This is a genomic window from Alteromonas sp. S005 (assembly GCF_036864475.1).
GTDB lineage: Bacteria > Pseudomonadota > Gammaproteobacteria > Enterobacterales > Alteromonadaceae > Alteromonas.
Window position 1 is genome coordinate 102,245 of the sequence record NZ_JAZETN010000012.1, and the last position, 26,208, is coordinate 128,452.

General features: G+C 42.4%; 35 protein-coding genes and 1 pseudogene. 5 read left to right on the forward strand and 31 right to left on the reverse strand.

Going from position 1 to position 26,208, the window contains the following annotated elements:
* Positions 1 to 145: 145 nt before the first annotated feature.
* From V7R55_RS14140 to V7R55_RS19535, 6 genes are all read right to left on the reverse strand, one after another.
* Positions 146 to 616: a YybH family protein gene (locus V7R55_RS14140; protein WP_015066037.1), complete on the reverse strand. Its 471-nt coding sequence runs from the start codon at positions 614 to 616 to the stop codon at positions 146 to 148.
* A gap of 27 nt (positions 617 to 643) precedes the next feature.
* Positions 644 to 1,114 (reverse strand): YybH family protein, encoded by a 471-nt coding sequence (locus V7R55_RS14145; protein WP_012516902.1) that lies wholly within the window; start codon positions 1,112 to 1,114, stop codon positions 644 to 646.
* A gap of 20 nt (positions 1,115 to 1,134) precedes the next feature.
* On the reverse strand, positions 1,135 to 1,983 hold the full coding sequence (locus V7R55_RS14150) for a copper resistance D family protein (protein ID WP_246223275.1): 849 nt from the start codon (positions 1,981 to 1,983) through the stop codon (positions 1,135 to 1,137).
* Between the two features lie 60 nt (positions 1,984 to 2,043).
* Positions 2,044 to 2,397 carry a copper resistance CopC family protein gene (locus tag V7R55_RS14155; RefSeq protein ID WP_012516900.1) on the reverse strand — a complete coding sequence of 118 codons (354 nt, stop codon included), beginning with the start codon at positions 2,395 to 2,397 and terminating at the stop codon, positions 2,044 to 2,046.
* Between the two features lie 80 nt (positions 2,398 to 2,477).
* Positions 2,478 to 2,969 (reverse strand): DUF411 domain-containing protein, encoded by a 492-nt coding sequence (locus tag V7R55_RS14160; RefSeq protein WP_061487085.1) that lies wholly within the window; start codon positions 2,967 to 2,969, stop codon positions 2,478 to 2,480.
* A gap of 104 nt (positions 2,970 to 3,073) precedes the next feature.
* A complete protein-coding gene (locus V7R55_RS19535; protein ID WP_438823596.1) occupies positions 3,074 to 3,457 on the reverse strand; it encodes a CopL family metal-binding regulatory protein in 384 nt (127 codons plus the stop codon).
* Positions 3,458 to 4,438: 981 nt separating this feature from the next.
* Between V7R55_RS19535 and V7R55_RS14170 the strand changes: the two genes are divergently transcribed.
* The 4 genes and pseudogenes from V7R55_RS14170 to V7R55_RS14185 all read left to right on the forward strand — a co-directional run.
* Positions 4,439 to 4,810, forward strand: a complete 372-nt coding sequence (locus tag V7R55_RS14170) for a hypothetical protein (protein WP_334059972.1) — start codon at positions 4,439 to 4,441, stop codon at positions 4,808 to 4,810.
* A gap of 61 nt (positions 4,811 to 4,871) precedes the next feature.
* Positions 4,872 to 5,687, forward strand: coding sequence for a hypothetical protein (locus V7R55_RS14175; RefSeq protein WP_334059973.1), 816 nt, complete (start codon positions 4,872 to 4,874; stop codon positions 5,685 to 5,687).
* 158 nt (positions 5,688 to 5,845) lie between these two features.
* Positions 5,846 to 6,505, forward strand: a complete 660-nt coding sequence (locus tag V7R55_RS14180) for a hypothetical protein (protein ID WP_334059974.1) — start codon at positions 5,846 to 5,848, stop codon at positions 6,503 to 6,505.
* A gap of 59 nt (positions 6,506 to 6,564) precedes the next feature.
* Positions 6,565 to 7,437 (forward strand): annotated as a pseudogene (locus V7R55_RS14185) (IS481 family transposase); the annotation flags it as partial.
* Between the two features lie 113 nt (positions 7,438 to 7,550).
* Here V7R55_RS14185 and V7R55_RS14190 read toward each other — a convergent pair.
* Complete coding sequence (locus V7R55_RS14190; RefSeq protein ID WP_334059975.1) at positions 7,551 to 8,591, reverse strand: IS481 family transposase; 1,041 nt, start codon at positions 8,589 to 8,591, stop codon at positions 7,551 to 7,553.
* 224 nt (positions 8,592 to 8,815) lie between these two features.
* On the opposite strand from V7R55_RS14190, the gene V7R55_RS14195 reads away from it, so the two are divergent.
* On the forward strand, positions 8,816 to 10,336 hold the full coding sequence (locus V7R55_RS14195) for an ISNCY family transposase (protein WP_024016316.1): 1,521 nt from the start codon (positions 8,816 to 8,818) through the stop codon (positions 10,334 to 10,336).
* A 30-nt stretch (positions 10,337 to 10,366) separates the two neighbouring features.
* Here V7R55_RS14195 and V7R55_RS14200 read toward each other — a convergent pair whose 3' ends face one another.
* From V7R55_RS14200 to V7R55_RS14315, 24 genes are all read right to left on the reverse strand, one after another.
* Positions 10,367 to 10,579, reverse strand: a complete 213-nt coding sequence (locus tag V7R55_RS14200; protein ID WP_080589192.1) for a GDCCVxC domain-containing (seleno)protein — start codon at positions 10,577 to 10,579, stop codon at positions 10,367 to 10,369.
* 49 nt (positions 10,580 to 10,628) lie between these two features.
* Complete coding sequence (gene merP / locus V7R55_RS14205) at positions 10,629 to 10,904, reverse strand: mercury resistance system periplasmic binding protein MerP (protein WP_014951208.1); 276 nt, start codon at positions 10,902 to 10,904, stop codon at positions 10,629 to 10,631.
* A 32-nt stretch (positions 10,905 to 10,936) separates the two neighbouring features.
* The gene (locus V7R55_RS14210) at positions 10,937 to 11,281 is read right to left on the reverse strand and encodes a mercuric transporter MerT family protein (RefSeq protein WP_014951207.1); all 345 of its coding nucleotides are present in this window, start codon (positions 11,279 to 11,281) and stop codon (positions 10,937 to 10,939) included.
* A 77-nt stretch (positions 11,282 to 11,358) separates the two neighbouring features.
* On the reverse strand, positions 11,359 to 11,742 hold the full coding sequence (locus tag V7R55_RS14215; RefSeq protein WP_014951206.1) for a MerR family transcriptional regulator: 384 nt from the start codon (positions 11,740 to 11,742) through the stop codon (positions 11,359 to 11,361).
* Between the two features lie 471 nt (positions 11,743 to 12,213).
* Entirely contained in the window at positions 12,214 to 12,351 is a 138-nt protein-coding gene (locus tag V7R55_RS14220; protein WP_239302190.1) for a hypothetical protein, read from the reverse strand.
* Between the two features lie 110 nt (positions 12,352 to 12,461).
* On the reverse strand, positions 12,462 to 12,830 hold the full coding sequence (locus V7R55_RS14225; RefSeq protein WP_012516876.1) for a hypothetical protein: 369 nt from the start codon (positions 12,828 to 12,830) through the stop codon (positions 12,462 to 12,464).
* Between the two features lie 49 nt (positions 12,831 to 12,879).
* On the reverse strand, positions 12,880 to 13,332 hold the full coding sequence (locus tag V7R55_RS14230; RefSeq protein ID WP_014997007.1) for a hypothetical protein: 453 nt from the start codon (positions 13,330 to 13,332) through the stop codon (positions 12,880 to 12,882).
* A 10-nt stretch (positions 13,333 to 13,342) separates the two neighbouring features.
* Complete coding sequence (locus tag V7R55_RS14235) at positions 13,343 to 13,996, reverse strand: methyltransferase family protein (protein ID WP_014997006.1); 654 nt, start codon at positions 13,994 to 13,996, stop codon at positions 13,343 to 13,345.
* Positions 13,986 to 14,309 (reverse strand): DUF2933 domain-containing protein, encoded by a 324-nt coding sequence (locus tag V7R55_RS14240; protein ID WP_014997005.1) that lies wholly within the window; start codon positions 14,307 to 14,309, stop codon positions 13,986 to 13,988. Before V7R55_RS14240 ends, V7R55_RS14235 begins: the two co-directional genes overlap by 11 nt.
* 46 nt (positions 14,310 to 14,355) lie before the next feature.
* Complete coding sequence (locus V7R55_RS14245; RefSeq protein ID WP_012516868.1) at positions 14,356 to 14,712, reverse strand: cupredoxin domain-containing protein; 357 nt, start codon at positions 14,710 to 14,712, stop codon at positions 14,356 to 14,358.
* 9 nt (positions 14,713 to 14,721) lie between these two features.
* On the reverse strand, positions 14,722 to 17,070 hold the full coding sequence (locus tag V7R55_RS14250; RefSeq protein WP_278413371.1) for a heavy metal translocating P-type ATPase: 2,349 nt from the start codon (positions 17,068 to 17,070) through the stop codon (positions 14,722 to 14,724).
* A 24-nt stretch (positions 17,071 to 17,094) separates the two neighbouring features.
* Entirely contained in the window at positions 17,095 to 17,505 is a 411-nt protein-coding gene (locus V7R55_RS14255; RefSeq protein WP_012516866.1) for a MerR family transcriptional regulator, read from the reverse strand.
* Positions 17,506 to 17,623: 118 nt separating this feature from the next.
* Complete coding sequence (locus V7R55_RS14260; RefSeq protein WP_014997003.1) at positions 17,624 to 18,073, reverse strand: AIR synthase-related protein; 450 nt, start codon at positions 18,071 to 18,073, stop codon at positions 17,624 to 17,626.
* Positions 18,058 to 18,450, reverse strand: coding sequence for a hydrogenase maturation protease (locus tag V7R55_RS14265; protein ID WP_014997002.1), 393 nt, complete (start codon positions 18,448 to 18,450; stop codon positions 18,058 to 18,060). The genes V7R55_RS14260 and V7R55_RS14265 overlap by 16 nt, the downstream gene beginning before the upstream one ends.
* Positions 18,451 to 18,464: 14 nt before the next feature.
* On the reverse strand, positions 18,465 to 19,688 hold the full coding sequence (locus tag V7R55_RS14270; RefSeq protein WP_043959777.1) for a hypothetical protein: 1,224 nt from the start codon (positions 19,686 to 19,688) through the stop codon (positions 18,465 to 18,467).
* A 12-nt stretch (positions 19,689 to 19,700) separates the two neighbouring features.
* Entirely contained in the window at positions 19,701 to 20,495 is a 795-nt protein-coding gene (locus V7R55_RS14275) for a cytochrome c3 family protein (RefSeq protein ID WP_014997000.1), read from the reverse strand.
* Entirely contained in the window at positions 20,492 to 21,250 is a 759-nt protein-coding gene (locus tag V7R55_RS14280; protein WP_014996999.1) for a hypothetical protein, read from the reverse strand. The genes V7R55_RS14275 and V7R55_RS14280 overlap by 4 nt, the downstream gene beginning before the upstream one ends.
* The gene (locus V7R55_RS14285; RefSeq protein ID WP_202285640.1) at positions 21,250 to 23,184 is read right to left on the reverse strand and encodes a 2Fe-2S iron-sulfur cluster-binding protein; all 1,935 of its coding nucleotides are present in this window, start codon (positions 23,182 to 23,184) and stop codon (positions 21,250 to 21,252) included. The genes V7R55_RS14280 and V7R55_RS14285 overlap by 1 nt, the downstream gene beginning before the upstream one ends.
* Entirely contained in the window at positions 23,181 to 24,026 is an 846-nt protein-coding gene (locus tag V7R55_RS14290; protein WP_044556710.1) for a hypothetical protein, read from the reverse strand. The genes V7R55_RS14285 and V7R55_RS14290 overlap by 4 nt, the downstream gene beginning before the upstream one ends.
* Positions 24,027 to 24,054: 28 nt before the next feature.
* A complete protein-coding gene (locus V7R55_RS14295; protein WP_012516849.1) occupies positions 24,055 to 24,411 on the reverse strand; it encodes a hypothetical protein in 357 nt (118 codons plus the stop codon).
* Positions 24,412 to 24,483: 72 nt separating this feature from the next.
* Complete coding sequence (locus tag V7R55_RS14300; protein ID WP_012516848.1) at positions 24,484 to 24,915, reverse strand: hypothetical protein; 432 nt, start codon at positions 24,913 to 24,915, stop codon at positions 24,484 to 24,486.
* Positions 24,916 to 25,011: 96 nt separating this feature from the next.
* A complete protein-coding gene (locus V7R55_RS14305) occupies positions 25,012 to 25,305 on the reverse strand; it encodes a c-type cytochrome (RefSeq protein ID WP_226434253.1) in 294 nt (97 codons plus the stop codon).
* A 15-nt stretch (positions 25,306 to 25,320) separates the two neighbouring features.
* Positions 25,321 to 25,536 (reverse strand): hypothetical protein, encoded by a 216-nt coding sequence (locus V7R55_RS14310; RefSeq protein WP_012516846.1) that lies wholly within the window; start codon positions 25,534 to 25,536, stop codon positions 25,321 to 25,323.
* A gap of 8 nt (positions 25,537 to 25,544) precedes the next feature.
* Complete coding sequence (locus tag V7R55_RS14315) at positions 25,545 to 25,718, reverse strand: hypothetical protein (protein ID WP_012516845.1); 174 nt, start codon at positions 25,716 to 25,718, stop codon at positions 25,545 to 25,547.
* Positions 25,719 to 26,208 lie beyond the last annotated feature (490 nt).

A 26,208-nucleotide genomic window follows, 5' to 3' on the forward strand; every position in this document is an offset into this window, starting at 1 on the left:
TTCATTGGCTGGCGGGAAGCTTAGTTCGTGCCAATATGAAGTGTAAGGCATTTTGGCAATAGGATAGCCGAGATGGTTCTGATATTGAGCAAACTGGAAAGCTACCGTTGATATTACCAAAGTAGCTTTCAATACATTTATTTCGCTAGTCTTTTGCACGATTTCTACTAGAGGAATGCGTGTGAACTATCAGCCACTCACCGTTAACTTTTTTAAAAAGAAAGGTTTGAAACCCCGTTTTGTTGAAAGTTTCTCCAGACTTCCTAACCTTTCCTTGAACGGTTGTATCAACGAGTGTCCAAGCAAAATCATCTTCTACATGAGTTTGAATGTTAGAAAAATCTAAACTTAAGAAAACTAAGGCATCCTTTTCTGGTTCAACATGATGCTCTATCAAGTCACTTAACCCTACATTCTGTCCGCCAGATTCAAAGTATCTTGCGCCTTTAAAGTCGAAAAAGTGCTTTTTAAAGGGGGCACCGTCTCCATTCTCCCAGCCATATTCAATTTGCTTTATAATGTCTTTTATCTGATCTTTATCAGTTGCATTGTTATCATGAGCGAAAGTGAAAAAAGATAACAAAGACGAAATGATTATGATTAAAAATTTTTTCATACGAGCTCTCTCGGGTAGTTAATCGAATCAATTTGACCAATGAATATGTTTGATTTTCCACTCTCCTTCGGTGTTGATTAAGACAATTGTTTCCATACTTTGGTAGTCTCTCTCTTCCCCCTTAAACATCCCATTGACCAGAAACCGCGATGCGGAGATTGCTGTGTTGCCCAGAACTTTGACTTGATGCTCCAACGCTTTATTTGTCACTGACGATAGATATTCCATATCTGAATTCATATGATGTTGAGCATATTCATCTGCGCTCCTCTCAACTCCGCCTCCTTCATAAATAGTCACATCATCCGCCAGTAGGCTCTTCGCAGTGATTTTGTCTCCCGTATTAAGCGCGTGATGGAATGCAATAACTATTTTAGCTGCAGGCGTATCTAACCCACTAAACATACCTTTCTCATGATGTTCTTTTTCATGGGCACTAGCAGCAAAACTCATGATTACGGGCATGATAAATAGTAAGACTAATAATTTAATTTTCATTTGAATTTCTCTTCTAAGTTTTATCTTTCGGGACCTACAATACTCGTAAGCCCAGAAGTAATGATTAAAATAGCAACTGCTATTGTTAACTCTAATGAAATGGATTTTGAGAGTGCTTCGCTTCCCGAGCCACTTTTAAGTTTTGGGACTAATTTCAGTTTGTGCCGTATAGCAATAGCTAGAATGCTAGTTACAAGGAACATTTTAACAAGAAGAGTTTGCCCATATATGGAGCTAAATAACCCTTCAAAACTACCTACCAATTGAATAGCTAGCCAAATGCCTGCAGATAATAATAAGGTAACCAATACGGCCGCCTGCGTACCAAACCTATCCATTAATTTATAAAGCTTTTCGTAGCTCTGGTAATGGCAGGAGAGCTTTAACGGAATCAATGCACCAAACCACCAAGCCATAACAAATACGTGAACCATAAGTAGTATTCGAGCAATACTTCCTAATTCAGAAACGTGGCCGGTTAAAGTAAATGTGTACGAGAGAGTGAATAGACACAGCACAAGTAAGCAAGACTTTAACCTTAGGAAAGGTTTAAGAGGTTTAAATTTCAATAAGTAGATAGTTATTAAAGCTACGGCTAACCCCCCCGCACGATACAAGGTGACTTCACCGATAGGAGAACTCAACATTATCTTAAGCATAAAGGGGTCAAGTGCGCCTTGAATTCCCTCTTCTACCATCGCTCCAGTGTTCGCGATAAACCACACTGCATTAGAAATAAACGCAACAAAGACACAAACCTTTACCCATACAGCGCTATAAGATGGCGTTGTATAACTTGTCCTACTGTCGTTAATATCTCGCCAGAAAAATGTATATCCAGCTGTGGCCGCGAAACCTAAATAAAACATTAGCTTTGTCACTACAATTACAGTGTTCCAGATATACATTTCCACAGCTGAATCCCCTTTTTAGTGCACCATAAATCCAAAACTATCTTTCATCTTGTGCCCATCGGAGCCAAGCATGATGAACTCAACATTGTATGAACCTGGACGTAATTTAGGTAAGGTCCAAGAATAATCCGTTGCAACCTCTTTCGGAGGTTCAAAGCCAAAATCAACTTTTGCACCTTCACTATCTTTTAAAACTACTTTTATTAATCTAACTCCCTTGGTAAAGCTGACTGATAGTTCCATTGGGGCCTCCATCAGCATTGCATTTTTGCTTGGTGTGCTAGATTTAATTTCTATAGCCTCATGTGCTAATGCCACGCTGCTTAGCAGTACACTAAATATTGCAAATGATTTAACAAGTGCTTTCATGATTACCTCTATCTTTGGTTTTTAAAAATTAAAATTGCTTTGATTGTCAAAAGTGCGCATTTATTTGTTTAACTTTGACTTCAATCGAATTGACTTTCGTAGCTTTCTACTTTCGCGTAAGGTTCGTAGCTCCCATCTTGATATATAATGAAAACGGTATAAGGCATAAACTGCTCTGCTACTTCCATTCCGGGTGAACCTACTGGCATAGCTGGAACAGATAACCCGATAGCCTTTGGATGTTCTTCTAACAAGAATCGTTTTATAAACTTAGAAGGGACATGGCCTTCAAATACAAAGCCACTTTCTGTAACAGCGGTATGGCAAGAGCGAAGATTTGGCGAAATTCCGTATTCGTTCTTGATGTCGCTCAAGTTATGAAAGTCCTTTGTACGTAGTTGAAACCCTTGGCTTTCTAGATGAGTTATCCACTTTTTACAGCATCCACACGATGGTGATTTATAGACCAATAATTCAAAGGCGTCGTTTGCGCCATGGTGGATATTTGCCATGGCAACGCTAGGTAGAATTAGCAGTAATACCGCAGCTTGATAGGTGATTTTTTTTAACATTTTTGCCTCCAGACAAAGCTGGCACATATAGGTACACTAGCACCTAGATAATAAATAGGAACTGAAACAAATTGTGCGTGAGATTTGGACGCACTGATCCTGTGTTAGGCAAATATCGGTGGGCGAAAAAGTGAGGAAGTTACTGAAACTGGCTGTTGGAAGAACAAGCCAAATGAAGCGTCCGGCACCACTGGGTGTTGAACAATCATCATGGAAGCTATAAGGACGGGAGCATGAGTACAACCACCTGGTGGGCATGTGCATTCCGAAGTGTTGCAACAATCTTTAATACTAGCGTTTTCGGAACTGCTAGAATCTACTCTCATACCATTGCTCATGTTCGTAGAGCAATTCGATTCAGAATTACTATTGTAATGTTTGTTATCAATAGCCATTTCAAAACTCATAGTATCTACAGCCATCGCTTGCCCGACGAGGGCAGATAGCACTGTAAACACTAATACTAGTTTTGATATGGATTTAAACATTTCTTAAGCATTAAACATAACCAATATGGAGAATAATTGATTTTCGCGAATTGGTAAACAGTTGAGGCTGATTTGTGATTAGAATAACCCGTTCATCGGCAGAATTTAGGAAATAGTCATGATGAGAGAGATAGCCTACAACCATGCAAATTTTTGGGCGCGTCTCTAACTCCATAATTCAGATATTGCGGTAGAACTTGAACGCTTTAAGTAGCCGCCCCAATACTTCCCTTTTGTCCAGTTCCATTAACGTTATAACGGGGGCTAACCAGAAATACAAAAAAATTGAGGAGGCTTGAGGAGCTATATAAATAAACACACCCGATAAATATAAATTCATCGGTAACTTGAAAGAGAAATCAGATATTCTGTTTAAATCGTTGAGGCACAAACTAACTTCAGCGATTTCAACTTAAGTGCCACTCAAGCGCTGGTCGATAAGTGACTCTCGCCCCGCGGTTATAGATACTCTCTGCTTCACTTATTTTTCTGCATATGAATAAGGCGATTAATATCAGCTTTAGGATAAAAAAGTTCAATCACTTCTATCAATTGTGAGCACGGTAATAAGTTGTCTATCCGTGATAGGAAAACCTCTTTATAGGGCTATCAGCGCTTGCTTTAGCTGACTACTGGCAATAATTAACTGTTGGCTCACGAGCAGTAGAGAATGTAACTTAACATGCAGTCATGATCTCACGTTAGGAACTTATTTGCATCTTCCCTAGTATCAATTGAATAACACTTTTATGCTGTTTCTAATTATTTCATCGATCTCGGAACATTGATTGAGACAGGTAACGTTAATCTATATTAACGTTACCTATTCGAGTAAAGATAAGAAGTTAGCTTTCCGTTTATTACTACGATATGTCATGCAAGCGAATAGCGCTCACGTCAGCAGTAAATGTTAGATAATTCAAGGGTTGTAAATCTCTGTAAAGACAGTTGGATGACGTCAACATATTGGAGATATACAAGATGAAAGCTAAGCTGCCTCATATTGGTATTTTTTGGGTCTACAAGTCGACTGTACTTGCTAAAGTAATGCCTTTGAATAGTGCAGAGCCTGATAGCCTTTCACTCTATGACAGTGACTTTAGCCATTTAGTAGAGTGGGAAGAGCATAGAATATACCTTCGGTGTTTTCCTGAGCTCATTGCTGTTGAATATCAAGAAGTCAGCAGGGGTAGAGTGATCTACTCTGGAAACTCAAAGTTCTTTAAAATATATGCAGACAGAAAAGTGGTACAGAGCGTTGAGCTTCAAACCTTGGTATGTGATAAATTTAACCTTATACCGAGTCAATGCACTTGGAAGCAAGATAAGCATTACCGCATCTTTAGTTCATAAAAAGCATACGAAAAAGTTAAAAAGTCGCTCAGTAAAGAATACGCAAGCAAACCATAGGGACATGACGTTGAATATATTTGAAGAAATAAACAATAGTATTTCTGACTTTGTAGAAAACCAAGAAAATAAAGCGCTCAAGAGAGGTACAGGCTCTTATTCGATACCGTTTAGAGGCTCTATCTTCGGGGAAATCGAGACAGCAAAAGTATTAAGTAAGCTCAATGCCGAATCAGTCGATGTAATTTGGTTAGGCTCAAATCCTAATGTTCCTGAATCTCTCGACGCTATTTTGTCTCCTTCCTCCCCTTCTCACTACGAGGGGTTTGTGCAACAAGCCATGAACGACAATTTCAGCGAAGCGTACAAAAATAGCGACGGTGCGAATGTCCCATTGTGGGATCCTATTAACAAGCCAAACAACAAGTGGCAATTCTACTCAGAGATATTCAATAAGCGGTTTGGTGAACACAAAACGCTCATGGCTAACATAGTGCTGTGGGGAAGTAAGGATTTTAAAAGCTTCACTTCTCAGTTGGCTAAATACGATAAAGCGCTTTTAGAGAGAGCTATTCAGTTTTCCTACGAGCTGAACAATCAGATAATCGAGTACTTCAAGCCAAAGGTTGTTCTTGTTCCCAAAAGCTTTAATAGCCCATCATCAAAGAATTGGCTACTACACTCTTCAAACTTAACGGACATACAACATCACGAAGTGAGAGGTAGAGTAACGTTCAAGTTTTCAGTAGGTAGCCTGCAAAAAGGCGATTTTAAAACAACTGTAATATCAGCCCCCCACCCTTCATACACACCAAGAATTGGTCGTGAATTTAGAGAGTCTGCGCAAAACGCTATCTTCACAGTATTACAAAATTGCTGATACTTATTAATCTACTTCATAAACAAAAACTAATTTTGCATTTGTTAGCATCTTTAGTTGATGAGTTTATCGCACGAGAGTTACATGATAGAACTTAAGATTTTGGGATCCTTTATTACCGCTAGTGCAACTATTTTAGTAGCCTTAGCAACATATATATGGAAAATTCAGAGAGAAAAAAAGAAAGTAATCGAACAATAATTTATTTACTCCTTGAGTTACGCAATGTATTTATCAATTCAGTAATTAATACAGATCGCGCGATTGACGGTTACTTGAAGCTGTATTTAGAGAAATTGAATGACCAAGCATTCTCGCCTAAAGATAAATCAGCATTCGAAGCAGAGCTACGAATTGCCCTTGAAAAAGCATTTAATTCGTTAATCATTGGTATGAAGAAAGAACTGCGAGTAGATTTCTCCTCTCAGTTTGACAGCGCTATTTTAGAGCTTTCAAAACATGACCCAATACTTGCTTACCGGTTGCAGAAAAACATAAAAATTGAAAAAACTTTCGAGGTAATTGAGAATCATCTAACGAGGACCAAAGATTGGGTCGATAACGCTAACGAAGAGCATTTGCCTTCTATTGAGAATATTTCGCGAAGATTAGAATCTAAATTGGCTGAAAAACTAGCTGGAGATCTTGAACAAGATATTCTCACCGTTGCTAGTAGTGATTCATTTTTAACTAAATTAAAATGCAGAAGGATCATTAGCAATAAGAACATAAATAGCATTTACGATTTTAGCGAGATCGGTCCCTATTTGGATGAATCTTTAATTACGGTCTTCGAAGACAGTAGTCAGAATATTTAAGACAACAAGGACGTTTATGTGTGTGATTCATAGAGATCGTTTCAACATAATACGACTCTATGAACAAAGAAATTAGACAGCGACTCAAGTGGATTGAGCTTTACGAAGAAACTAAAAATGCAGGTCTGGTTTGCCGCAGGTGTGGTATGTCCAGACCCACTCTTCGTAAATGGTTAAAACGATATAAAGAAAATGGTCTAGACGGTCTTCAGGACGTTTCTAAACGCCCTCATACCTCGCCAAATGCTAAAATAAACCATCAGATAGAGGAATGGATTCTAAGCCTGAAAAAAGACAGGAAGCTTGGTGCGCGGAGAATCCAAAATGAACTTCTTCGCGAGCATAGTGTTCAATTATCGCTTGCTTCCATACATAAGGTGCTGACCAGACATGACGTTAAACCAATAGTATTTCAACGGAAGAAAAAAGACTTCATCCGTTACCAAAGACCCATTCCAGGTGATCGAGTGCAGATGGATACATGCAAAATCGCTCCTGGAATTTACCAATATACTGCTATTGATGACTGCTCTAGATATCGCGTACTGGATGTGTTTAACCGGAGGTCGGCAGCAAACACCCTTATTTTTATCGATAAGGTAATCGAGGAAATGCCATTTCCAATACAGCGAATACAAACCGACCGTGGTACAGAATTCTTCGCAGAGAAAGTTCAGCGAAAGCTGATGGATTATGGCATCAAATTTCGTCCTAACAAGCCTGGTTCTCCTCACCTGAATGGTAAGGTTGAAAGGTCGCAAAGAACCGACAAAGAAGAGTTTTATTCGACAGTAAACTTGAATCTAGACGAACTAAAAAACGAAACATTGCCCGAATGGCAGCATTACTACAACTGGCAACGGGCACATGGTTCGTTAAAGGGAAAAACGCCAATGGATATTGTCTGTGAAAGACTTGAACAAGCCCCACTTTGAGAAGAGGTTCACGAGGATTATATAACTGAGGACGAGCGCATTCAGCTATCAAATGTATTAGCTCAGACTTGATCTGACAGTTACCCGATTTTCAAGGTGCCGCTGTCAGATTAGATTTGAGCTAGATTCTTCTCAGCCCAAGTCTGTTTCCCATCGATTAATGTTTCTAGTGGTGTTCTGCCACAGCACATTTTACCCTGATGAGTCCTTTCATTGTTGTAGTAATCCATCCACACGTCCAGATCTTTTTGAAGCTCTTCTAGCGACGCGTACAGTTTCTTACGGAACGTAACTTGATAGAACTCATTCAATATCGTTTTGTGGAAGCGCTCGCAGATACCGTTTGTTTGCGGTGACATTGCTTTAGTTTTCGTGTGGTCGATATCATTTATCGCAAGGTAAAGCTGGTAATCATGGTGCTCTACCTTCCCACAATATTCTGTACCGCGATCTGTAAGTATTCTGAGCATCGGTAAGTCATGCTGCTCGAAGTAAGGCAGTACCTTGTCATTGAGAGCGTCAGCAGCTGTTATCGGCGTTTTGGTGGTATACAGTTTGGCGAAGGCCACCTTGCTGTAGGTATCGATGAAGGTTTGCTGATAGATACGACCAACACCTTTCAAGTTCCCCACATAAAACGTGTCTTGTGAGCCTAAATAGCCTGGGTGAAGGGTTTCTATCTCACCGCAAGCCTCGTCATCATTCTTCTTTTTCTCTAACGCAGCAACCTGCGAATCTGTAAGTATGATGCCATCATTGGCGACTTTATCTTCTAACGCTTTCAGCCGCTTCTTGAAGTTCTCCAAGTCATGACGAAGCCAAATGGATCTAACACCACTGCCAGACACAAATATACTTCTCTTTCTAAGTTCGTTGCTGGTTCTGTGCTGGCCGTGCGCTGGAAACTCAATAGCGTAATCAATGACAGCTTGTTCTGTTACTTCATCGACGCGGTTCTTAAGATTTGGTGCTCTGCGACTTTTATCGATTAACGAGTCAATTCCTCCGTCTTCAACAAGTTCTTGGTAACGGTAAAAAGTATCTCGCGAAACGCCCATAACTTTACACGCTCTTGATACATTTCCGAGTTCTTCGGCGAGATTAAGCAAACCTGCTTTGTGTTTAATGATTGGATTGTTAGTATGCAACATGAGAGTTACCTATTTTGTTTTGATTGAAGATTCGACACCTTTATCAAAACGGGTAACTCTCATCTTTTCAAGAAGAAGTGTCAGATTAAGTCGAGACTAATTCATATCAAATTTGTTAACACCAAGCGACTTTGTCGTATCTTAATTACCAAGCGATTCTGTCGGTCATTTTTTTATGTGCCTGTTAGTGTTTTGTTTTTTGAATACTAGAAGGCATGTTGAGGATGATTGTGATGGATTCTAAAGCTCAACTCACCGTTGATATAATAGCTAAAGTGGTTGAAGGTAAAATATCGATTGCCAATGCTACCAAGTTACTCAATAAATCCCGACGTTCAATTGAACGCTATATAAAACGCTATCAAGAAGTCGGTATTCAGTTTGTGGTGCATGGTAATTGCGGTAAATCACCCCCGAATAAAACGCCTATTTCGATAAAAAAAGCCGTTCAAGCGTTAATTAAGGATAAGTATTTTGATTTGAATTTACTGCACTTAGCCGAGCAGTTGGCTGAGAATGAACACATTGTTGTTAAGCGTGAGACCTTACGTGGTTGGGCGCACGATATTCATCATGTAAAGCGAGCTAAGCGTCGTCGTAGCCATGTTCGTAAACGCAGAGAACGTATGGCCGCACCGGGCTTAATGATGCAAATGGATGGTAGTCCGCACCGTTGGTTTGGTAACAAAAAGCATTGTCTCATTGCGATGATAGATGATGCCACCAGTGAAGTTTATGCTGAATTCTTCCCATCAGAGACCACCGTTGGATGTTTGAAAGTCATGCGTGACTGCCTTGAAAAGAAAGGTGTGTTTAAAACACTTTATGTGGACAGAGCCGGAATCTATGGTGGGCCTAAGCGTTGTAACTTCTCACAAATGCAACGCGCTTGTGAGGAGCTGGGCATTGAAATTATCTTTGCCAATTCCCCACAAGGTAAAGGGCGCGTTGAACGAGCGTTCGAAACCTTCCAAGACAGGTTGGTGCCCGAACTTAGGTTGAACAATATCAACGATATCGCCGCTGCCAATGCTTACCTTAAGCATGTCTTCATTCCGCAGTTCTGGCAGTCGAAAGTCCAAGTGAAATCAAAGCAAGCACCTGAATTTACGCCTCTGTCAAAACACATCAACCTTGATGATATCTGCGTCATTAAAGACCATCGTAAAATACGTAACGACCATACCTTCAGTTATGGCAACAAATTCTACCTCATTGATTCACCGCTCAAGCACTCCATTGCCAATCAGAAAATCGAGATAAGGAACACGAGTAAAAAAGGGTTTACCGCTCACTTCGCTGGTCGCAAACTGAAGATCTCGGAAGTTAATGAGCCAAGCAAACTGGCATCAGAAGACTTGGCAGTACAGAAGAAACTTGAAGTATTAGCGTTAATCGAAAAGCTCGGAAGCGTCAGTGCTGCATCACGCCAAAGTGGCGTCTCACGAGACACTATTCATCGGCACTTAAGAATGGTTAAGCGAGGTGGCCCTGATGCGCTAAAACGGCAAGAAACGCCTAACATACGGCATAAAAACTGTGTAGATATGGAAATCGAGAAAGCGGTAATCGAGTTCTCTCTTGAACATCCTCACCTTGGTCAGCAGAAGGTGGCACATAAGCTAACAGAAGCATTAGGCATTGATGTTAGCCCAAATGGCGTGCGCAGTATGTGGTTGAGAAATGATATGAATACAACCGCACTGAGAATTGAGAGATCACTAGCTTTGCATGAATCAGCATAATAAATAGCCAGTTGTTTAACTGACTACTTTTCAATTACAACAACTGTTGCCCTCTTGAATTGGAGGGCACTTCACTGTTCCATATGAGCAATAAACGCAGCAGTCGCCGCTCAAAGGCTTTAGCAGTGTTTTACATTTAGTGCATTCATAAAAAAATTGGCATGCAGTGGTTGGCATTTCTTCTTGCTGGCTGTAATCGCAATGTGGGCAAGTAATCGTCGATGAGAGTTCTATTTTCGCCATAGTTTTGTGTTCCTCTGAGGGTTTCAATATCGTTCAACTAGCGACGGCCTTACGACTTCACTAATGAAGGATAACCAGCATTCTTTGTAGCCTTTGTTAGTGCATCAGGATTTGTTATCTCATCGTCAAATGTTACAACAGCAAGTTTATTTTCAAATGTCACTTCCACTTGTTTAACGCCTTTAACGCGCTCAAGTGCTTTTTCTACTGTTATCGGGCACGTTACACAATCCATAGACGGAACTTCTAACGTAACAGTTACATCTTTTGCAAACGTCGCCGTGCTGCTTATCAACAATAAAGTTGTAATCAATAACTTCTTCATTTTTCTCTCCAATTAGAGTTAAGTGGTAGCACCTACACGACCCATATGATCCAGTAGTTGCTGGTAACAAAAACAAACGCCAACAGTGTGGTAAACCAAAATACTGCTTTTCGTCGTGTTCTTACCTTTGGGACTGCACAAGCCTCGTCATCCGCACAGTTTTCAACAGGCTGATGTATCTTCCACCCAGCAAAGCCAAATAAAACTACAACCACGAATATAAAAATAGGACGATAAGGGTCTAAGAGTGTTAAATGACTAATCCATGAACCACTTATACCCAATAAAAGTAAAACAAGAGGCCCGGCACAGCAGGCACTTGCACCGATTGCTGCGGCAAGCCCGCCTAAGATTGATAGTTGACTACTTTTTGCCATATTTACGTTTATTACACTGTTCTTTTAAGCACAGCATAAACTCCGTATATGGGTACGGAGTCAAGTGATGAGTCATTTTACGGTTGAAGTGACTGAATGATTGGGCAATCTTTATCACTTGGATTAGTTTTACAGTCTGAAATGAGCGAGACAAGGCTGTCTTTAAGGTTAAGCAAATCTCTTAACTTATCTTCAATTACTGCAAGCTTTTGCTCAGCGAGTTGCTGAACATCTTCACAATTACTAGCACTTAATATTAATAATGATGATATTTCCGCCAATGTAAAACCTAAATACTGTGCACGCTTTATGAACAATAGTCTTGAAAGTGCTTGTTCTGTATATTGCCTGTATCCCTGTATCGGTTTGATGGGTTGTTCAAGTAAGCCTTTGCGTTCATAGAAACGAACGGTCTCTACACCAACATTTGCCTCTTTGGCGAGTTTACTGATTGTATACATTGGCTACCTTTAATATTCTGGTTAATTCAATAATATACAAAACGTCTAATTAACTCATGCTTCAAAGGAAATATTTGCATATTTATTGAAGTGGATAATACTAACTGTTACCTTAAATGCGACAAAGTCGCTCGGTAATTAGACCGACATAATCCCTTGGTAATCACACTAATTCATATCAAATTATCAACGCGACCTGCAACTGAGAAAAGTGAAATGATGTCTATGAATCACACAACTCATGCCATATAAATCGACTTTCTAACACTCCAAACAATGGATAGTAACTCGCGATCACAACAGTGAGCGTTGGATAAAAACTTCGGTCTTTATCGAATTTATTTAACTTCGCCAATCCTATTATTAAAACAGCTACCAAAGCCCCTATTGAAGTACTCACTAACACTTTATTTACCCATGTGCCGGTAATAGAAAAATTGCCCCTTCCAGCGGCTAAAACTTGCCACGCTTCTATTCGTCTTTGCTTGAAGAAAACGCTTTTAATGCTTTTTCCAGTGAATATTTTGCGTTAGGCATAACGGAACCTGTGAATTCTTGTACCGCTTGATGGATTTCATGCTCAGCTGGGTTTCTTTCAATTATTCCCAAGTTAAGTAACTTAATTCTGTCCGCTTCGTTTTTACTGTGTTGTCCTGTTTTTGTTTGTTATGGCTGTACGATCAGGCGTAACGTAAGTCTGATCGTTGCTATTGAAACAATTACTTTTTATGGGTTTGCCCAGGAGGAACACGGTGGCAACTCCAGGGTTTGTGTTTTGCATTTTCACGAATGTTTTCGTCAACGAATTGGTAATAGCCTTCTTTCATTTTTGTCCAAAAGTCGTCCGAAATGTCTGCCCCGTTGTCACGAATGATTGTCTCAATGCCATCTAAATTGCAGTGGGTTGCATCGTAGCCTATATGCAGGGTACTTTTGGCGTCCTCAAATGAAACTGCATCGATTCCAAAGGTCCCATCAATGCCAGCAATAATTGCTTCTATGTTATCTTCGGTAATACCAACCAACTTTAAATGCCGTACGACTAAATTCGCCTCTGATACACCGACTCTGTGATCTAGATCGCTCATCTTTTCCTCCTATAAATCGATTGTTAACTTGTTTATGTTCGTCATTTCTTTAATTATTTAAAACACTATTGGCACCGAGCTGCTGCTTCATTAACGATTGTAAAATTGACATTCTTTGTTCAAGATAAAACAAATGTTCGTCTACCGAATTTCCCATGACTACAAAGTCGCCCCCTGCTAAACCGCTGTCGATAAGAACGAGACTTCGTTGAAGGCCATTTGTGTACGTTTCTTCCAGATGTGCTTTGTGTTGCAGGTCTGTTTCACTTTGGAGTCTCTTCTCAATATTCGTTAAATAAATTTCCATCATTTTCATATGCTCAACGATGAGAGTTTGCCTATCAGAGACGTCGTTGATCCGTTGTATGCGTTGCATTAGTGCATCCATGACAAGCTCATTACTTCGAAGCATATCATCCGCACTCATCGACGTTTGAGCAGCAGCAAATGTCGCGGGTAACACCCCTCCAACAAACAGTAATGACAGTAGTACTTTGTTCATTTTGTAATCCTTAATTAGTGCTTGAAACGTTTGAAATACCCATACGGGGAAACCAACCTGGCGTCGTTTGTTTATAGTGTCTGTAGCTATCACCAAACTCGGATTCAGCTTGCTGCTCTTCTCGCGTGGCGAGTCGAGCATAAACGACAATAAGAATTGGAAACATAAGTAAGGTTGGCAGTGTTGGCCATTGCAACAAAAAGCCAAACATGATCAGTATAAATGCAACATATTGAGGATGCCGGCAGCGAGCGTACCATCCAGTAGTGGCTAAACTATGCGATTTTTGCGCGTGGTGTAGGACACTCCAAGAAGCGGATAGTAAAAAGAAACCTAAAATGATGATGACATTACTTAAGATGTGTAAAATATCCCAGTGAGCATCGCCGGATAGCCCTAGCAAAGTATGCCACAAGTGACCATTTTCATGCGCTAAAAAGTCTACCCCTGGATAACTTTCCGCTAACCACCCTGACAAAAAGTATATTGTCAGGGGGAAACCATACATTTCGGTAAATAAGGCCACGATAAAAGCGGAAAATACACCTAGGCTTCGCCAATCTGTTTTCGACTTCGGCTTGATAAAACTAAACGCAAAAAAGATAAAAATGGCTGAGTTTATAATGACTAGTGCCCAGAGCCCATAATCAGAATCACCGTGCATTATTATTCTCCGTTTTATGTTTTCCTTTACGGGCCTGCTCTAACCCTTCGATATAGCCTTTTCGATATTGCTCATTGTCCTCGGTTTGTTCTTTAAATGTTTTTTCGGTGTGCTCATGTGTTTCATGTCCTTTGCCATGACTGCCGTGCATAAAAATGTGCATGACAAGGCACAACAACAAGATCAAGTAAGGTAAATACGGAAACACATGCTCACCATGCTCAACCAGCAAGAAGTAGCTCGCGGCGGTAATAAGGCCTATGGCAGACCAACCACTGGGGGTGCGCCAAAAGGGGACTTTTTGTTTACTCATAATACACCTCGCTTTGGTATCTTTTACGTTAATAAAAAGCGTTTAATCACTTGATCACCAACGTGCCACGATACATTTGCATCTGACAATGAAATGGGTAAACGCCGGCACTGGAAGCAGGAATAGTGACCGTCACTCGCTTGTTAAGCGCTAATGTTTCATTGATATCCAACTCCGGGATCAATAACGTTTCTGCACAGGGCGTTGCATCTTCTCTGACGAACATAAGCTGAACGGACTGATGCGCCGGCACCGTGATATTGGCAGGCTGATACACGCCGTCTTTTACAAGGACTTTGATACTGCCGTCTTTTATCTGGGTTGATTGTGCTTTGTAAAGCCAAAACCACCAAACAATAAGCCCAATCAGGATAAGCCCTGCTAAATTAATCCATATCATCATTGTGTACTCCTAGTGCTCTTTCGCTTTAAATAGACGTAATCGGTTAGCATTGGTCACCACCGTTAGTGATGAGAATGCCATCGCTGCACCAGCAATGACTGGGTTAAGCAGTATCCCTAAGAATGGATAAAAGACGCCTGCCGCAAATGGTATTCCGGCGACATTATAAATAAATGCGCCAAAGAGGTTTTGCTTGATGTTACGCAGTGTTGCTTTGCTCACGGCAATTGCATCCGCTAACCCATGTAGGGAGCCGCGCATCAACGTTATATCCGCACTTTCGATCGCTACATCAGTCCCAGTCCCAATCGCAAAGCCGACGTTGGCATGAGCAAGGGCCGGTGCGTCATTTATGCCATCACCGGTCATACCCACAATTTCGCCTTCACGTTGAAGCTCAAGTATTTTGTTTGCCTTATCTTCCGGCATCACTTCGGCAACGTAATCTGCAATCCCCGCTTTTCGGGCGACGGCTTTTGCGGTCAGTCGATTATCCCCGGTTAACATCACAACTCGTATCCCGTTATGCTGTAGCCGCTTTATCGCATCTATTGAGTCAGATTTTATTGGGTCAGCGACGGCAATTACGGCAACTAATGTAGAATCAATAGCAAAATACATAGGGGTCTTTGCATCCGCTGCTAACCTCTGCGCATTGTCGATGTAATGATGAAGCTCGATCCCTTGGTCTATCATCAATTTTTCATTTCCAAATAGCAGGCGTTGAGAATTTAGCATGGCTTCAACCCCCTTCCCCGCAATGGACTGAAAATCAGTAACGGAATGGATCGGCACACCTTGCTCCTTTGCAGATTCAACGATCGCCATGGCAAGTGGATGCTCAGAACCAGACTCAAGGCTAGCCGCCAAAGAAAGCACATCGTTGTGACTATGATCTGAAACTATAACGACATCTGTTACTTTAGGGGCCCCCTCAGTAATAGTGCCTGTTTTATCTAGAACCATAGTGGTTATTTTTGATGCAGATTGCAGCGCTTCGCCGTTTCGGATAAGAACCCCCGCTTCAGCCGCCTTTCCCACACCGACCATCACCGACATCGGTGTGGCCAAACCCAAGGCGCAAGGGCAGGCAATAATCAGTACTGTGGTCGCAGAAACGATTGCAAAAGCTACTTCAGGAGATGGGCCATAATTCAGCCAGGCCAGCGCACTGATCACGGCAATGATCATGACGACCGGTACAAAATAGGCGGAAATCATATCAGCTAATCGACCAATAGGCGGTTTAGAATTTTGTGCGCGTTTTACCATGTTAATAATTTGAGCAAGCGCGGTATCTTTTCCCACGCGCTCTGCTCGAAAGACGATAGAGCCTGATTTGTTTATCGTGCCGGCAACGACCTCATCGTCTTTTCGTTTTTCTATGGGCATGGGTTCACCCGTTAGCATTGATTCATCAATACTTGTCTGGCCCTCGACAACTAAGCCATCAACAGAGATGCGCTCCCCAGGGCGAACCCGGATAAGATCATTTAGCAGAACATCTTCAATCGGAATATCTATATCATGCCCATCACGAATGACGCGAGCTGTTTTGGCTTGTAAACCAATCAGTCGTTTAATTGCCTCGGACGTTTTACCGCGTGCTTTTATCTCAAGCGCTAAGCCTAAATTAATGAGACCAATTATCATGGCTGTTGCTTCAAAATAGACATGCCGCGCCATTTCAGGCACATATCCGGGGAAAAACACAACGACCATAGAGTACAACCAGGCTGTTCCTGTCCCCAATGCAATCAAAGTATCCATGTTCGCGGCGTGATTTTTAAAGGAGTTCCAAGCACCTACATAAAAATGCCGACCAGAAAACACCATAACACCCAATGTCATGATCCCTACAATCAACCACACGATCCGCTCAGTGGTCGTGTTGACGCTCATTTCCCCCGTCACCAAGCCATAAAGCATCAGTGGCACACCCAGAGATAATGCAATGACCATGTCTCGCATTAGTTTTTTATAATATGCCCAGTCCGCCTGTTCCTTTTCTTCAATGGCAGCCTCATCTGAATCCGTATTCGCTAATGTTGCGTTATACCCAGCTTGCTCTACCGCCTTAATCAATGCGTGGGAGGATGAACTGCCCATCACCAACACCGAGCGTTCAGCAAAATTCATCTCAGCATTGGTGACACCCGAGACCTGTTTTAAGGCCGCTTCAATTTTAGTCACACAACTGGCGCAACTTGCACCTTGGATATTGAGTTGTAGCTCACCCGAAGACGCAGAGACTTGCTCAGTATGTGTTTCACTCTCGACCGCCTTACTAGCGGTTGATACTTTTTTGTCACCGCCACAACACGAATGAATTTTCGCATCGTCCGTTTTTGAATTCATGAGCCACTCCCTCTCTAAATAATGTTATGATTTAAGTGATGTGAAACCTTCAATCAAATGGCAAATCGTATCGGCCGTTGGATGCTGATCCGGTGTATTTTCCCATTCTGAGATTGCTTTTCGCATGCGCAGTCTTAGCTCATGCATGTCCTGATACCGCTGTTCAGTTTCTTTCAACCTTTGTTCAATAAGGCGCCGAACCGTCGGGCATGGCGCGTTGGTTTGTGATGACGTGAACAGAATTTCCTTAATATCATTGATAGAGAAACCTAATGAACGCGCGCTTAAAATAAACCGTAGTCGTGTCACATCAGCGGGCCTGTAATACTTGTAACCATTGTGCGATTTACTTGGCACCAAAAAACCAATGCGCGTGTAATACCGTACGCTGTCCGCGCTAATCTCTAGTGCATCTGCAATTTGTTTAACGCGCATTTTAACGCTCCTCTTTTATCAACATAGATATGCGGTTAAGCACGCCTTTAATCCTATGTTCTACTCTCACGTTACTAGGGTAAACCTATGTGTTGCTCACAGGTCAACACCTATTCTTTCAGCAGATCCTTGGAAGCGGCTCATCTTCGAGTTCATTCATGAAACGTCTTCCTCCCATTGGCGTAACAATGGTCACGCGCCCTTTTGATTCGGTGTTTTTTACTATTACACCAATGTGTTCGGCCTGCTCCCCGTTTCGAATGCTCCGCCAGTGTTCTAGCACCTTACCGCTTATGTCAGGGGCAACAACAGCAACAATGCGTCCCTCACACGCTAAAACAAACGGATCAAAGCCTAATATTTCACACACGCTTGCCACTTCAGGTCGCACCGGAATATTATTTTCAATTAACTCGATATCGAAGCCTGTTTCATTAGCAACGTCATGGAGTAATACTGACAACCCTCCACGAGTTGGGTCACGCACAAAACGAACACCTTCCAAATGCTTGATTGGATCAATAAGAGGAACAACGCTTCCACAATCAGACTTTAGCTGACCTTGCAAACCATAGTCCTCGCGAGCAAGCAGGACACACGCACCGTGATCTGGTGAACGGAATGGGTCGTCGCTTGCTTAAACTGATCCGCAATTGCCTCGTCCTCAAACACTCTCACCGTACCAGGCGAACAGCGCATGTAGGCCGCGTCGATGACTATCGTATGATCGGAACTCGCGACCCACTCCAAAAGTTCATAGCTCAGTGTCCCAGCGTCAATGCAAGATACATTTGAATAAGACTTTAGCAGGGGTTGCAGAGCACGAACCGCGTGCACACCAACGCCATCATCTCGCTGCAGTAGATTTCCAACACCAATGATAGCGTAGCGCTTAGCCGCATTTTTAATTTGGTCAATTGTTGGTGTAGTTTCTAGTGATAGCATCGGTATTTTCCTTATTAGCTATGAGGTGCTGGAATTGACCAGCCAATCACAAAGAATAAACAGAGAACGATCACCGATAGACCAAGTAATTTTGTTGACCTAATGCGTTGACCTGTGCTTTGACGCATCACGAGTTTGATCACGATTATTGTTTGGATCAGGTAATAAAGTGCAAACCCTTTTGAAGCGAGATTAATAATTTCAAATACGTTAGATGACCAAACTAATATACCTGCGATGGCGATAACTAAAACGTAGTAAAATTGGGGGGAGATAGGTAAATGGAAAAGCTCTTTTAAGAGGCCTCCGCCACCGATAGTATCGGCTAATGCTGCACTTAACTGACTTGCCGTGGCGGCAACCAGTAATAAAATCGGCAATACCCATATTGCTTGCCCTAGGGTGTAGCTAATCGTTGTTTCGTTTAATTCCGTGATCGGAAAATTCAGGAAAATAGGACACGTTAGACCGATAAAAACAACATAGAGAAAAATAGCGATCCACTGAGCATAACGACTCGCTTTAATGCGCTGTTCTGGCGTATAGTTATTCCCCATAAAACGGGTTGTCTCGAACCCTTGCGTTACCATGAGCATCCCTGCGAGCATGCTAACAGTTTCAAAATGGCTCAATGCCTGTATCGCTTCATGTTGAAACCAAGCACTTTGTACTTGTATGTCGTAGGTTGCCAGCGCTGCGAGCACACCTACTATAATAGCCAACTTTATTGTCACGGCGAATAGCTCAATGGTCTCTAGCCCCCTAGCACCTCGAAGCCAAGCGACCACCATAATGATGACAAGCAACCCACTGGTAAACAGTTTGATGTACGTCGTATCAGAGATAGATAAACGATCAAAAACAAACGCTGCAAACAAACTAATATAAAACGCCACGGAAATGGCATATGCCGCACCAAGCGCCCATTGACTTGCTTTTTCAAGCGTCATAATACTGCTTTGTTGATTGCTAGCTAGCTCAGGTTCTGCGTGGCGTATATTGAAGCGAATAACCGACCCCAGCGCATATGCCAGAATGGACAACAACACTATTCCAAGCAGTGCCCATTTCCCCATTACCGAATGCAGCAGTGGTGCAATGATCAAAAAGCCACTACCAATAATGGAAGCCAACGGTGTGACTGTTGCTCGCCATTGGAAAGATTGTCGTAAGCGAGGCAGACACAATACTATTGCGATCAGCACCGAGGTTGCGAGCGCAATGGAATTTGTGATCACAGTTTGTACCCCTTAATGGTGTTTATACCACCCGGCACGCTTAATATCGTTCCAGGACGTAGATTGATGGCAGGCATAGCATTCCTCAACTTTAGCTTTAGGCTCGCCTGCCACTTTGGCGGAAATCATTTTAAAATGCTGCATATAGTGACTGGGCGGCGCTTCATGACATTGATTGCAATCACGTGATTGACTCGACGGGTGAATAAACTTTGGCAATGACCATTTGTCTGTGCTGTGACACTGCACGCAATCCTCTCCAAATAGACCTAAATGGCGATCATCGTTGCTGTGACATTGCGTACAATTTAATAAGGCTTCTTTATCACTGACCTCAGGGTGCACAAACAAGGGCTCAGGAGTTTGTTTATTCGCTAGTATGTTCTCCAAAAACGCCATGGTGGCAGCGCCCTCGTCAAACGGGACATTTGGGTTGGGGAGCATATTGAAACCAATGTCGACTAACGCTATATGGCTCATGAGCGAAATGTTGGCCGATTCACCTTTGTGCTCTACATGGCAACTTGCACATTCTTTGATGTCGGTATGAAATGCAGTGGGTTGACGCGCAACGATATGCGTATCATTTGCATGACACGCCACACATTTGTCACGCTCAACGCCCTTCACCGGTGTGTGACAACTCAAACAGTCATCCGCGAGAAAGGCATGTGCTTTATTGAGTGAACCGGGTTCAACCATTTTTTCCCATGGAATTTGTGCGCTATCTTCAGGCATATGAATGAAATGACTGACGCCAAAGCCAGCAGCAACTAAGCCAAGAACGATTATTATCCATTTCATCATAACCAGCGCAGTCCAAAGTAAACTTCACTGAAAATGTGAAAAAACAGGACTACATAAAGTGTCATTGAAATCACGATGTGAAATTTTAACCAACGAGCAAACCACACCTTCGCGGTGTCATGAATGAGAATGCTGTACTCAACATCGGAAATTGTATCAATGATAGAAAGAACCTGGCTTTCTTGTTTGAACAATTTACTTTGTGCTGAAGTAGGCACATTTAACGTGATGTAAGGAATATGTCGTGCGGATGTTTGGGCAAACGTCGAATATCTGTCATCACAGACTGCGTCTTTCAACGCCTGTTTTGCGTTAGAAAGCGCAACGTGGAGTTCATTTACTTGGCGCTTTTTCTCTTTCACATTCGATGAAATAAGACCGAGTACATATCGACCCACAAACCCACTGATCACAACGACCATCATAAAGATAACAAGCGAAACTCCGGTAGCACTATCAAAACGATGGGCACTATGGATCAGCGCTAGAATAGGCCCCAGCACACCAGCATAGATATGTATACGCAGGAGCGTTGGCATAGCGATGTGCTTCGTCACGACTTTCTTAAGTGATTTGTTACGCTTAATGGTCATGTATACCAATGGGATAAGCATTAATACCGAAGCGCTTAAACCCACGCCAAATCCAATAAAACTGCCTGGGAATGCTGGGTCTCTATGCCATAAAAAACCGAGCCATAGCAGGATCATTAGGACAACCAAGCTGCTTACAATTGTGCGCTCTTGAGAATTCATTAAGCCTCAACCTCCACATCAGATTTAGGGATAGCTTGGCACGCCAGAATATACCCACTGAGCTTATCTTCAGGCTCCAGCCCATCATCAACCTCCATATCGACGTCACCACGTAGCAGTTTCACCTTACAACTCCCGCACGAACCCGCTCTGCATGAATTCTCTATATCTACATCGAGTCCATCAGCGACGTCTAATACGGTCTCATCCGGACCCGCGTGGGCTTCGACGTCTGAAAGACTAAACCGTACTTGTCTGTTGTCGCCTGCGTTGGTGTTAGTGGCTAATTGAGGTTTAACGGGAGCGGGCTCTGGTTTAGCAGCCCCAAACGCTTCGGTTTTAATATGCGTGTTAGGCATACCCAATTCGGCTAGCATTTTTTTCGTAGCATCCATCATTGCAGGAGGCCCACAAATATGCGCAGTTTTTGAGGCAATATCTGGCACAAATTCGTTTATCATTGCGGATGAAAAGCGGCCTTGGGGCCCCATCCAGGATGTACCCTCTGCTTGAGTCATACTGACCAGTACTTTTAACCGAGGATGACGTGCTTGCAGATATTTTAATTCCTGTTCAAAAATAAAGTCGTTGGACGTTCGCGTACAAAACAGAAAATAAATATCACCGTCCCAGCACGTCGTCGTCAAGTAGCGGACAGCGCTCATCATCGGTGTGATCCCCACTCCCCCAGAAATCAACACCACGCTGTTTGAACCATGACCATTGAAATAAAATTTACCGCCGGGGGCTTTAATTGAAAGCGTATTTCCTACCTCAACCGCGTCATGCATATAACGAGAAACCACACCGAACTCCTCTCGCTTTATCGTAACTTCAAAGTAATACTGTTCAGTGGGCGATGATGCAATGGTGTATGAGCGCTTAACTGGCTTTTCAAAACCATCGATGTTCAGTGTGAACGTGACAAATTGACCTGGTTCGAAATCAAATGGAATGGTTTGTCCATCTGGGCTGGCTAGACGTAACGTTTTAACATCATGGGTTTCATTAAAAATCGCGGTTACTACCATATCGCCACTAAACGTGCCCTTGCGCGATGAGGCAGTGGATGACAATGCTGGCTCGCTACTTTGCGCTGGTGCCGAAGCATGCTGCTGGGCAGCCGGATTAGATTCGACAACAGAGGAAACTTTTGTCGTTGGCGCAGATGTGCTTGCGGTGTCTGTAGACTTAAGCTCTTCGAGCAGCGCGGCAGCTCTGCGCATCTTAAATCCATACACATACACCATAACAATTGTAAATATGAGTAAAACGAGCATCACTGCGCTGTGAAACGGTGTCATACCAAATAGGGTTGAAGTACCTTTTTCCGGCGCACTGGGAAGCAAATTCATTTGTGACTTGAACCAGGTTAATGCCACTCTTCGTGGTTCTTGCCCGTCTTGTATGGCACGTTTCGCAGCAAGACCACTGTCAAAATGGGCTATACCCTCTTTAACTGTTTCAACAGCCATTTGCATTTGGGAATAGTCATCAGTGGCAGCTGCGCGGGCAAGCCAATCAAAACCTGTAGCAAGTTGCTCACTTCCTTGTTGCATTCTTGCGGTTGCTTTAATCAGAACAGTCTCTCTTTGTTCGGGTGTAGCTGAATGCATGCGCATTAGCGTGGGATAGAGATCTTTAGGTTTGGGTGCACCCATTTTCTCCATCATTTTATCCATGCCTTTTGCCATTCCGGGTCCCATCATGGCGTCAGCATTGCCCAGCGGCCCTTTACCTTGTGTAGCAGTCGGCAAAACATCCGTATTAGCGTTGACAGTGGGATCATTGGTAGCTTCAGGATGGTGGCTCGCATGCTCACTATCCTCTGGCTGTTGCTGTGCGTAACTGCTCGTCGTTGCGAATAACAGCATAACGTTCAAAATGACGGCGTAACGCAGAAAAAATGATGTGTGTGGCCACCACATGCTCATAACTCACCTGTTTGTTCGGCCATCCACAGGCTATTTATCTTAGCGATCTGAGAGGGCGTTAATACTGATACCGCTTTCCCTACCGATGTAATAAACTGCAACCGCAAGGCGCTGTTTGTGGCTTCTATTTCAGCAATGGTGTCTTTGATATTGTCGTATTGAGGTAGCCCCTGAGCGGTCAATTCCCACAACGATGCTTCTAACGCACTTCGCTGCAGCGTAAAGCTTTGTTGAGTAGACTCCCATTCAGTTCGGATCGTGAGAAGCGTTTGGTACTGACCATCGGTCAATTCGAGTGTCTCTTTGTGGTTTAAGAAAAAAGCTTGCTCTCCAACGTGGTATAAATGCAGCGCTCCACTGACACCGGGTAAGCTTTCATTTAATGGAGAACCAGATATCTGTGTTTTATTTTGTTCAGGTGGTGTACCCATCATTGAGCTGTTTTTCATCATCATTTTGCACATCATTCCCATGCACGATTTCCCGCGCATTGGCATCATGCCTTTATTCTTACTCTTTCCCATTTTCATTGTGTTTGTTGCTGAAAGTGGCATTGATGATGTATTGAGTGAAACACTGGTATCACTCGGATTTACACTCTCATTGCTTTTTGGCTGGGTCGCTAATGAATTGTCTAACGAGCGCAAAGCGGTTTGGATTTTAGCGAAGTCATCAACGTTTAACTCAGGCTGAGTTTCTTTAGTTTCTGATGAATTGTTTTTTTTGTCTGGCTCAGTACTTTGTGGTACTGCTGAGCACGCGGTTGTGAATAAGACACTCACTAATACCAGCGTCACAATAATCGCTATACGGTAGGGTTGGTGATAAACTCTATTATTCACAACGGCATACTCCTAATTAAAATATTAATCAAAAACCACGGTCAAACTCGACCATGTCATAACGCGTAATTTCGCCATCCAGCACAATAGCTTCCGCGAAGTGCTTATCCTTAGTTTTTCCAAGACGAATTTTCCCAACGAACTCTCGTGAATAGCTGTTTTCACCTTCTGAGATTGCTGTAGGGTCGTAGACAGTTCTATAGACATTAAAAACTTGATGTTCCTTCAAACCATCCGTATCAGATACACATACCACTGCTTGCTTATCATCGACTGTAACAACTTGCCCACTCATGATGTAGTCGTGATAAACCTGGCTTGCGCATCCTCCGAGGAGTCCAACTGACAAGACTACAATTGAAAAAAACTTAATTAATTTATTCATGTAAAATTCCTGTGATTATTGAAATAAGCGAGACAGCAGGTCACCTCCTGCCTCGTAACGTGGTGATTAGCTCTATTTGTGTTTATGTATTGGTTTAGACTTTTCAGCGGTGTGCCCCATCATTTGGCTCATCATGTCTTCCATCATCGACATACGCTGTTCCATCATTTTCATTTTGTCTTCGGTGGACATATCAGTGTGTTTGTGTTTCATTCCTTTTCCCGCTTTCATCCCCATCGAGTCGCTTCCTTCCATCATGCCCATCATGTCTTGCATCTTTTGGGCATGCTCATGCAACATGGCTTCGCGCTTCTCCGGATCCGATTCACTCTTAACGGCATCCAATACTGCGCGCATTTCTTCCATATGCGTCTGCATCTTTTGCATCATCTGACCATCCATCATCGGCATATCAGATTTGTCAGTCTGTTGATATGCAAAAGAAGTCGCTATTGGCGCAACGACTAAAGCACTGGCCAGTAATAGTGAAGTAAGCTTTTTCATAAGATTGTTTCCTTTGATTATGCTCAGTTGAGCGTTTTAGGTTTAAAGTTTACGTCTTGTCACCTTAATCTAATGTCTTAGACTCAGGTCAATAGGCTATATGGACGATAAAAACTCAGCTAAAGCTTCAAGCTCATCATCTGTAATCGGCATTTGCGGCATTGCGGACGACGAGTTATTAAATTGAGGCTCCTTAACTTTGCGCAAAAAGAATGCCCTGCCTTTTTCGCTAATAACATTATCCAGCGATGGACCGAGTGTTCCGCCTGCGCCTTGCACTTGATGACACCCCTGACAACCATATCGAGTGAGTACGTCACGTGGATTGACTGTTAATGATTTAGCCAGAGTCACCTCTACCGGTTGAGCAGGACTAGAAGCTATTTCCATGAATTCAAGAATGGCTTATACTTCGCTGCCGGTTAAATGCGCTTTTTCGCGCATGTGTGGCATGATCACTCTCCACTCACTGATAGAAAACTCACGCACAGGCCTACTGTTATGACAACGCGCACAGTTGTTATTAATTAACTCTGCGCCAGAAAGTGTGGTTTCATCGTCTGCCAAGTTCGGTAACGAAATAAATGTGATTAGTGCACATATAATTAATTTCTTGTTCATGATATCCCCTAGAATCCATAGCTGAATTGCACAGCAAACCGTGTATCATCAGGGCCTTCAACTACGTCTGTATCTTCATAGCCCACCTTAATAACTGAACGAGGGTCCAACCAATAGTTGACACCTACCATCCAGCGCTCCGCTTCTTCAATTTTATTGGTTTCAGCATATTCAAGGACCAATTCAGTACTACCTAGGGATTGAAAAGCATGCCCAACGAAGAAAGTACCTTGTAAAAACCATCCATTGCGTGAAAATGAGTCAATAGTTTGCTCATGATCTCGCTCAACAAATGAGTCCGTTTCAGTTTTAATATACTCGCCTCTGATGATGGCGTGAGTACTAATAAAGTTGATATCAAACCCATTGGCTGTGATATCTAGTTGTCCTTGTTCGTCGTAGGCACCTTAATAAAATGTTTATGTATTTAATCGTAGTGATTTCATTTCAACTGTAGTTGATTCAGATCAAAGCATCACAACGAATCGATTACGGTTTGATTACATTTCTGTAATCAAATCATTAACTTTATTTATCCATTCAAGGACTTTACTTATGCTGAAGCTATCAAACATATAAGTGAGCTTTCACTCTTCTACGAAATAGGCTTTTAAGATGTTGTATCAACAGACAGCACTAATATCAGGCGCTAGCTCTGGTATAGGACTTGCG